The organism is Microbacterium sp. 70-16, from assembly GCF_001898315.1.
Taxonomy (GTDB): Bacteria; Actinomycetota; Actinomycetes; order Actinomycetales; family Microbacteriaceae; genus Microbacterium.
In genome coordinates this window covers 125,673-134,338 of the sequence record NZ_MKTQ01000010.1, presented here as the reverse complement: position 1 = coordinate 134,338, position 8,666 = coordinate 125,673, and the positions used below count along the sequence as shown (strand labels likewise).

Genomic DNA, 8,666 nt, shown 5'->3' with positions numbered 1-8,666 from the left:
CCCCCGCCGATCACGCCTGCCTGATCGTGCACGGAAGCGACAAGCCCGGGATCGTCGCGGCGGTGTCGGCGATGATCACGCGCATCGGGGGCAACATCGTCGCGTTCGACCAGTTCTCCGACGACCACCGCGGCGGCGCGTACTTCCAGCGGGTCGTGTTCCACCGGCCCGACTTCGCCGCCGACCGGCCACAGATCGAGGCCGAGATCGGCACGACTCTCGCCGGCTTCGACCTCGAGTGGTCGCTGACTGACCAGTCGGTGCCCAAGCGCATGGCGATCCTGGCGAGCAAGCAGGACCACTGCCTGCTCGACCTGCTGTGGCGGCACCGCCGCGGCGATCTGCCGGTCACGATCCCGATGGTGATCTCCAACCACACGACGACGGCCGAAGACGTGCGCAGCTTCGGCGTGCCGTTCTTCCACGTGCCGTCGGTCGCGGGCCCCGACAAGTCGGCATCCGAGGCCGAGATCCTCAAGCTGCTGGTCGGCAACGTCGACTTCGTCGTGCTGGCGCGGTACATGCAGATCCTGTCGCCCGAGTTCCTGGATGCCCTCGCGGTGCCCGTCATCAACATCCACCACTCCTTCCTGCCCGCCTTCATCGGGGCCGAGCCCTACAAGAAGGCGAAGGAGCGCGGCGTCAAGCTCATCGGGGCGACCTCGCACTACGTTACCGGCGACCTCGACGAGGGCCCGATCATCGAGCAGGACACCGTGCGCGTCACGCACGCCGACTCGGCCGCCGAACTCGCCCGCCGCGGCGCCGACGTCGAGCGCCAGGTGCTCTCGCGCGCTGTGCTGTGGCACGCGGAAGACCGCGTCATCCGCCACGGCAACCACACCATCGTGTTCTGAGTCGAGCCGGGTCAATGCCGCGCAGCGGCGTTGACCCGGCTGCGACTCAGGTTGAGTAGGCGCCGCAGGCGCCGTATCGAAACCTCGCCGCCCGCGCACCACCCGTGCACCATGTCCCACAAACGGCTGCCGCCGGGGCATCCACACAGCGCTTTCTGGGACACGCGCCACCGTAAGTGGGACACGGTTGACCGTTAGTGGGAGACGGTTGGCCCAATGAGGGGGCGGATGCCTCAGTACACGTACTCCATGAGGTCGGAGCCCAGGGCGCGGAAGGCCTCGTGCGCGCGCAGGCGGTGCGCGATCGAGAGGTCGTCAAAGCACACGATCAGCGCGTAGGCGGCGCCGCCGCGCGGCCCCGCGAGCACACCGGCTTCGGCACGGATGCCGTCGGCGCGGCCGGTCTTGTTGACGAACAGCAGCCGGTGCCGATCGTCCTCGTGCGCGAACGGGTCGAGCGCCGTCGCGGCGCCGACGAGGGCCATGTCCTGATTGAGGTTGAGCCACTCGCCGACCTGAGCGCTGACGGCGGGCGAGACGACGTGCGCGTTCACGATCGCGGCGAACAGTGCCGTCAGCTCCCCCGTTGTCGCGAGCGCGACCTGCGGGGCGTCGTCGGGTCCGCGCTCGTCGCGGAATCCGTCCATCAGCGCCGTCTTCTCGAGGCCGATCTCCTCCATGCGGGCGCGCACGGCATCGAGTCCGACGCGCGCCAGCAGCGCGTTGGCGGCAGACGCATCGGATGCCGCGGCCGCCAGCACCGCCAGGTCGCTGACCGCCAGGGCGGGTGCCGCGAGCCGGTGCCACACGCCCGCGACCGAGACGGGATCGACCGATCCGCGTTCGATGACCGCGCGCGGATCAAGCCTTCCCGATTCGATCTGGGCGGCCACCTCGATCAGCAGCGGGACGACCCCGAGTCCGCCGACCGGCAGCGTCAAGTGGTCGTCACCAGTGAGCAGGTCTTCTGAGCTGTCGAGGTCCATGACCCGCACCGACACGACCGCGCCGGCAGCGGCGAGCGTGTCGAGCGCCTTGATCGTGCCGAGGAACGAGCGCTGCCGCAGCGACGCCCGCCGCGGCGAGGCATCCGCGGTGCCGGCGACCCGAGCGCCGTTCGCAGCCCGACGCGACGTACGGACGGGGGTCGCGCCGTCCGCTACCGAGTCAGCCGCATCCTCACGAGAAGGAGCAGCAACGACCGGCTGAGCGCCGGCAGCCCGCCGTGCGGCGCGCGTAGCGCTCTCGCGCGGCTCCTCCGCGCGAGAGCGTCGGGTGGGGGGAGTCTCGCTCACCAGATCGTGACGCGCTGATCGGCGCTGAGCCACAGCGCGTCGTCCTCCGTGACGTCGAACGCGCGGTAGAACTCGTCGACGTTGCGGACGATCTGGTTGCAGCGGAACTCATTGGGCGAATGCGGGTCGATCGTGAGCAGGCGGATGGTCTCGGCATCCCTCCCCTTCTGCTGCCAGATCTGGCCCCAACTCAGGAACAGCCGCTGCACGCCGGTCAGACCGTCGATCACGGGTCCGTCCGCGGGCGCGCCGACCCGCTCGTTATGCAGCGCGTACGCCTTCAATGCGATGCCGAGGCCGCCCAAGTCGCCGATGTTCTCGCCGATCGTGAGCGCGCCGTTGACATGGTGCTCGTCGGCCAGCCGCTCGCCGTCAAGACCGCGCGGCACGAGCGCGTCGTACTGCGCGATGAGCGCCGACGTCCGCTCAGTGAACGCGGCGCGGTCTTCGTCGGTCCACCAGTCGTTGAGCGCACCGGTGCCGTCGAATGCCGAACCCTGGTCGTCGAAGCCGTGGCCGATCTCGTGCCCGATCACGGCGCCGATGCCGCCATAGTTGGCCGCGACATCCCGATCCATCTCGAAGAACGGATGCTGCAGAATCGCCGCCGGGAACACGATCTCATTCATGAGCGGGTTGTAGTACGCATTGACGGTCTGCGGCGTCATGTACCACTCGTCGCGGTCGATCGGTGCACCGAGCTTGCGCAACTGCCGGTCATGTTCCCAGGCGCTGGCACGCAGGACGTTGCCGATGAGGTCGGCAGGGTCGACCTCGAGGGCCGAGTAGTCCTTCCACGTCGCCGGGAAGCCCACCTTCGGCGTGAACGCGGCGAGCTTCTCGAGCGCGCGCTCACGCGTCGCGGGGGTCATCCACTCGAGCGAGGCGATCGACTGCCGGTAGGCCTCGATGAGGTTCGCGACGAGCTCGTCCATGTCTTCCTTGGCGGCCGGCGGGAAGTGCCGCTCGACGTACACCTTGCCGACGGCTTCGCCCATCGCCGCCTCGACGAACCCGACGCCGCGCTTCCAACGCTCGCGGTTGACCGGCACGCCCGTCAGCTCGGTGCCGTAGAACGCGAAGTTCGCATCGACGAAGTCGGCCGAGAGGAACGCGGCGGATGCCCGGACGATGTGCAGCCGCAGCCACGCCTTCCAGTCGTCGAGGCGGTCCTCGGCCAGCAGCGCGCCGAGGCCGGTCAGGGCGCTGGGCTGGTTGACGTTGATCTCGGCGAAGCCGTCCTGGAAGCCGGGCGCCACGGCATCCCGCCACGGGTCGAGGTCGACACCGACGAGGTCACGGACCTCGGCCCAGCTCATCAGGTTGTAGGTCGCGACCGCGTCGCGACTGCGCACGTTGTCCCAGTGGTGGCTGGCGATCTCGGTCTCGAGCGCGAAAAGTCGGTCGGCCTGGGCTGTGGCATCCGTCACGCCGGCCAGATCCAGGACCTTTGCGGCGTACTCGCGGAACGCGGTGCGCGTGCGGTCGAAGTTCTCGAGCCGGTAGTAGCTCTCGTCCGGCAGCGAGAGTCCGCTCTGCACGATGAACACGACGTAGCGCTGCGGGTTGCCCGGGTCGGGCTCGATGTAGGTGCCGAACAGTCCGCCGATGCCCTCGCGCTCGAGTTCGCCGACGGTGCGCAGCAGTGCGGGGATGCCATCGATCGCATCGACGCGGGCGAACTGGGCGGCCAGCGGCGTCGCGCCGAGCTGCTCGATGCGCTCGGTGTCCATGAAGCTGGTGAACAGGTCGCCGATCTTGCGGGCTTCGGTGCCGTCTGCAGCCGCCTGCGACTCTTCGATGATCGCGCGGACGTCCTTCTCGGCCTGCTCGGCGATCAGGTGGAACGAGCCCCAGCGGGCCTTGTCTTCGGGGATCTCGGTCCGTTCGAGCCACGCGCCGTTGACGTACCGGAAGAGGTCGTCCTGCGGGCGGATCGTGGCGCTCAGTTCGGACAGCTCGATACCCGAGCGTGTGGGGTTCTCGGTCATGCCTCCACAATAGGCGGCCGGATCTGTGCCGCGGGTGTGTGGTGGATGTCGGAAGGGAGTCGTAACGTCGCAGAGGCGGTGCACTGCCGCGCGGAGAGGAACGGGCTGATGTCGACTCGATCAGAGGGGACGGCGACGGCACTGCTCGTCGTCGACGTGCAGAACGACGTGATGGATGCCGCGTGGGAGCGCGAGGCCGTCATCACGCGCATCGCGGCGCTCGTCGAGCGCGCGCGTTCAGAGAGCGTGCCGATCGTCTGGGTGCAGCATGATGACGAGGGGATGCCCGTGGGCACGCACGAGTGGCAGATCGTCGACCAGCTCGCGCCGGCGGCGGGCGAGCCGCGGGTGCGCAAGCAGCACGGCGATTCGTTCGAGGGCACCGACCTGGAGGAGGTGCTGGCACAGCTCGGCGTCAGCCGCGTGGTCGTCGCGGGAGCCGAGACCGACGCGTGCATCCGCTCGACCATCCACGGCGCCTTTGCCCGAGGGTACGACACGGTGCTCGTCGGCGACGCGCACACGTCGAACGACAAGACGCCGTGGGGCGCTCCAACGCCTGCGGCGGTCGCAGCGCACACCAACCTGTATTGGGGCTTCCAGTCGGCGCCCGACAAGCTCGCCGGCGTCGCGGACGCCGCCGAGGTCCGCCTCTCGGCGTAGTGCCGGTCGTTTTCCGCCCCGGTCGTCCGCCCTGCCCGGTCGTTGAGCCTGCCGGTCGATGAGCGAGGTGGTCGTTGAGCCGCCCGGTCGTTGAGCCTGCCGCGCAGGGGCGCCGGAAACGACGCAACCCTGACAGGGAGCAACACGGGACGCCCCTAGGCTCGATCCCATGCCGACCCCCACGCTCAACCGCGAGATCCTGCGGTTGGCCGTGCCCGCGCTCGGCGCGCTGATCGCCGAGCCCCTGTTCCTGATCGTCGATTCCGCACTCGTCGGCCACCTCGGCGTCGTACCGCTGGCGGGCCTCGGCATCGCATCGTCGATCCTGCAGACCGTCGTCGGCTTGATGGTCTTCCTCGCGTACTCGACGACACCGGCCGTCGCGCGCCGCTTCGGAGCGGGCGAGCACACCGGCGCCGTGCGCGCCGGCATCGACGGACTCTGGCTTGCGCTGGGCCTGGGCGCCGTGCTCGCCGTCTCGGGATCACTTCTCACTCCGTGGCTGGTCTCGCTGTTCGGCGCACCGGCCGACGTCGCGGCTCAGGCGGTGATCTACCTACAGCTGTCGATGTGGGGCCTGCCCGCGATGCTCATCGTGTTCGCGGCGACCGGCCTGCTGCGCGGCATGCAGGACACCGTGACTCCCCTGTGGATCGCGGGACTCGGCTTCACTCTCAACGCGCTGCTGAACTGGCTCTTCATCTACGGGTTCGGCTGGGGTATCGCGGGTTCTGCCGCCGGGACGGTCGTCGCACAGTGGGCGATGGTCGGGGCATACGCCGTCGTCGTCGGCCGCCTCGCACGGCGGCACGCGGCATCCGTCCTCCCCCAGCGCGACGGCGTGCGGGGATCTGCCCGATCGGGCGGCTGGCTGTTCTTGCGCACGGTGTCGCTGCGCGCCGCGCTGTTGACCACCGTCTTCGTCGCGACGGGCCTCGGCACCGACGAGCTGGCAGGATGGCAGGTCGCGTTCACGATCTTCTCGACCGCGGCGTTCGCCCTCGACGCGCTCGCGATCGCGGCGCAGGCCCTGATCGGGCGCGGCCTCGGCGCAGGCGACGAGGCGTTCGTGCGCCGCGTGCTCGGCCGGACGGTGGCGTGGGGCGCGTGGTTCGGCGTGCTCGTCGGCGGCGTGATCGCGGCCGCGTCCGGCGTGATCGGACTGCTGTTCACCGGCTCAGCCGACGTCGCCGTGCTCGTGCAGCCCGCGCTGCTCGTGCTCGCCGTGGCGCAACCCGTGAGCGGCGTCGTGTTCGTGCTCGACGGCGTGCTGATGGGGGCGGGCGACGCGCGCTATCTCGCGATCGCCGGCGGGTTGAACCTCGTGCCGTACCTGCCGGCACTCGTTGCGGTGGGGCTGCTTCACCCGACCGGAGCAGCCGGGCTCGCCTGGCTCGCCGCGTGCTTCTTCGGGGTGTTCATGCTCGCGCGCCTCGCGACGCTCGCCTGGCGCGTGCGCCGCCCCGAGTGGCTCACCGCCGGCGCGTAGCCCCGCCACACCCCACCGGCACCGGCCGCGCCGCGGTACCCCGCGCGGCATCGCGCGGCCGCCGGCGGCCTTGCGCGGCCGCGACCGCAATAACTCAGGAACGAAGGTGCCCCGGCGTCACGGCCGACCCGGATTCCCGCGGCGCACCGGCGCCCGGTTCACGGAGTCTCCTGAGTTATTGCGGCACGCGCACGACGACCCCACCCACCGCGCGCGCCCAGAGGCTCACGCCCAGCGGCGGCACCACTCGTACATCACGACGGCGGCGGCAGCGCTCGCGTTGATCGAGCGAGTCGAGCCGTACTGGGTGATCTCGACGACCCCGCCCCCTTCGACGGGGCTCAGGGACCGTGCCGCAGCGAGCGCCTCCGGCGACAGCCCGGGGCCCTCCTGCCCGAACAGCAGCACGCACCGCTCGGGCAACTCGGCGCGGTCGACGGGGACCGAGCCCTCGACGTTGTCGACCGCGATGACCGGCAGGGCGGATTCCGCCGCCCACGCGGCAAACGCCGCGACGTCCTCGTGGTGCCGCACGTGCTGGTAGCGGTCAGTGACCATCGCACCGCGGCGGTTCCACCGGCGCTTGCCGATGATGTGCACCTCGGCGGCGCCGAAGGCGTTGGCGCTGCGCACGATCGAGCCGATGTTCATGTCGTGCTGCCAGTTCTCGATCGCGACGTGGAACCCGTGCCGCTTCTCGTCGAGGTCAGCGACGATGGCGTCCATCGTCCAGTAGCGGTAGCGGTCGATCACGTTGCGCCGGTCGCCACCCGCAAGCAGCTCGCGGTCGTAGCGCGGGTCATCCGGCCAGGCCTCGGGCCCGCCGGGCCACGGCCCGACTCCGACCGGCAGCTCGGGCTCGGCGGCATCGGTGTCAGTCACGTGCCCACGCTACCCGGCGCATAACTCAGGCATTCCGCGCCCCCGGCGGCCGAACTCGCGCCCGAGGCCACGATCTGCCTGAGTTATGGTCCACGTCGCGAGCCGTCCGCGGTCCGTCCGCGATCGATCCACGAGATTTCGGCTTACCGAAAAATTCCCTGCTAGGGTTTCGGCATGCCGAAAACTCCGGCCACTGCCGCAAGCGCAAGCGCAAGCGCAACGGCAGCGGCGACCACCCGTGGCCCCGAGCGCCGCCGCACGCGCCGCGCGGCGTGGCTGCTCGGCCCCGCCCTCGTCGCGGGAGTCGCCTACCTCGACCCCGGCAACGTCGCAAGCAACATGACCGCCGGCGCCCGGTTCGGCTACCTGCTGGTGTGGGTCGTCGTGCTCGGCAACGCGATGGCGTGGCTGATCCAGTACCTGTCGGCGAAGCTCGGCGTCGTCACGGGCCGCAGCCTCGCCGAGACACTCGGCGAGCGCTTCCGGCACACGACGACACGCCGCCTCTATTGGCTGCAGGCCGAACTGGTCGCGATGGCGACCGACATCGCCGAGGTGATCGGCGGCGCGGTCGCACTCTGGCTGCTGTTCGCGGTGCCGCTCCCGATCGGCGGGCTGATCACGGGCGCCGTCTCGATCGCGCTGCTGATGATCCAGCAGCGGCGCGGCGCGCGCAGCTTCGAGTTCGTCGTGATCGGCCTGCTCGCGATCATCGCGCTCGGCTTCACGTACGGCGTCTTCGTCGCACCGCCGGATGCCACGGCCGTGGCCGCAGGTCTCATCCCCCGCTTCGAGGGCACCGACTCGGTGCTGCTGGCCGCCTCGATCCTCGGCGCGACGATCATGCCGCACGCGATCTACGCGCACTCCGCACTCGCCCGCGACCGGTTCACCGCCCCCGGCGCCCACCCCGGCGACCGCGCACACGGCATCGGCCGCATCCTGCGCGCGACCCGCTGGGACGTCACGATCGCGCTCGTCATCGCGGGCACGGTCAACCTGTGCATCCTGCTGCTGGCCGCCGCGAACCTCGCCGGCGTGCCCGGCACCGACAGTCTCGAGGGCGCGTACGATGCGCTGCACACCGGACTGGGCGCCGGCGTCGCGACGCTGTTCGCGGTGGGGCTGCTTGCGAGCGGACTCGCCAGCACCGCCGTCGGCGCCTACGCCGGCGCCGAGATCATGCACGGGCTGCTGCACATCCGCGTGCCGCTGCTCGCCCGCCGGCTGGTCACGCTGGTTCCGGCGATCGTGATCCTCGCGGCCGGCGTCGACCCGACGTGGGCACTCGTGCTGAGCCAGGTCGTGCTGAGTTTCGGCATCCCGTTCGCGCTCATTCCGCTCGTCGCACTCACGGCGCGCCGCGATGTGCTGGGCGCGCACCGCAACCGGTGGTGGACGACGGTCGCGGGCATCCTCGCCTCGCTCTTCCTGGTCGTGCTCAACGGCGTCCTGATGTGCCTGGTGCTGGGCGGCGGATAGCCTGGAT

At 70.4% G+C, this 8,666-nt stretch carries 7 protein-coding genes; 4 read left to right on the top strand and 3 right to left on the bottom strand.

The annotated features are described in order from the left end of the window. On the top strand, positions 1 to 857 hold an 857-nt coding region (gene purU / locus BGO46_RS03500; RefSeq protein ID WP_299985296.1), incomplete at its 5' end, for a formyltetrahydrofolate deformylase. 233 nt (positions 858 to 1,090) lie between these two features. Here the strand turns inward: purU and BGO46_RS03495 are convergent. Further along, entirely contained in the window at positions 1,091 to 2,152 is a 1,062-nt protein-coding gene (locus BGO46_RS03495; RefSeq protein ID WP_292673286.1) for a serine hydrolase, read from the bottom strand. Further along, entirely contained in the window at positions 2,149 to 4,143 is a 1,995-nt protein-coding gene (locus tag BGO46_RS03490) for a M13-type metalloendopeptidase (RefSeq protein WP_292673289.1), read from the bottom strand. Before BGO46_RS03490 ends, BGO46_RS03495 begins: the two co-directional genes overlap by 4 nt. Before the next feature lie 108 nt (positions 4,144 to 4,251). Between BGO46_RS03490 and BGO46_RS03485 the strand changes: the two genes are divergently transcribed. Both BGO46_RS03485 and BGO46_RS03480 read left to right on the top strand, forming a co-directional pair. Then, positions 4,252 to 4,806: a cysteine hydrolase family protein gene (locus tag BGO46_RS03485; RefSeq protein ID WP_292673292.1), complete on the top strand. Its 555-nt coding sequence runs from the start codon at positions 4,252 to 4,254 to the stop codon at positions 4,804 to 4,806. Between the two features lie 169 nt (positions 4,807 to 4,975). Continuing rightward, positions 4,976 to 6,295, top strand: a complete 1,320-nt coding sequence (locus BGO46_RS03480; RefSeq protein ID WP_292673296.1) for an MATE family efflux transporter — start codon at positions 4,976 to 4,978, stop codon at positions 6,293 to 6,295. Between the two features lie 225 nt (positions 6,296 to 6,520). Here BGO46_RS03480 and BGO46_RS03475 read toward each other — a convergent pair whose 3' ends face one another. Continuing rightward, complete coding sequence (locus BGO46_RS03475; RefSeq protein ID WP_292673299.1) at positions 6,521 to 7,177, bottom strand: TrmH family RNA methyltransferase; 657 nt, start codon at positions 7,175 to 7,177, stop codon at positions 6,521 to 6,523. A gap of 174 nt (positions 7,178 to 7,351) precedes the next feature. On the opposite strand from BGO46_RS03475, the gene BGO46_RS03470 reads away from it, so the two are divergent. Further along, positions 7,352 to 8,659 carry an Nramp family divalent metal transporter gene (locus BGO46_RS03470; protein ID WP_292673302.1) on the top strand — a complete coding sequence of 436 codons (1,308 nt, stop codon included), beginning with the start codon at positions 7,352 to 7,354 and terminating at the stop codon, positions 8,657 to 8,659. Positions 8,660 to 8,666: the final 7 nt, after the last annotated feature.

What these genes read in the sequence shown, in the direction of transcription:
- BGO46_RS03490 (WP_292673289.1), bottom strand. Translation starts at nt 4,143, where the DNA reads ATGACCGAGAACCCCACACGCTCGGGTATCGAGCTGTCCGAACTGAGC.
- BGO46_RS03485 (WP_292673292.1), top strand. Translation starts at nt 4,252, where the DNA reads ATGTCGACTCGATCAGAGGGGACGGCGACGGCACTGCTCGTCGTCGAC.
- BGO46_RS03480 (WP_292673296.1), top strand. Translation starts at nt 4,976, where the DNA reads ATGCCGACCCCCACGCTCAACCGCGAGATCCTGCGGTTGGCCGTGCCC.
- BGO46_RS03470 (WP_292673302.1), top strand. Translation starts at nt 7,352, where the DNA reads ATGCCGAAAACTCCGGCCACTGCCGCAAGCGCAAGCGCAAGCGCAACG.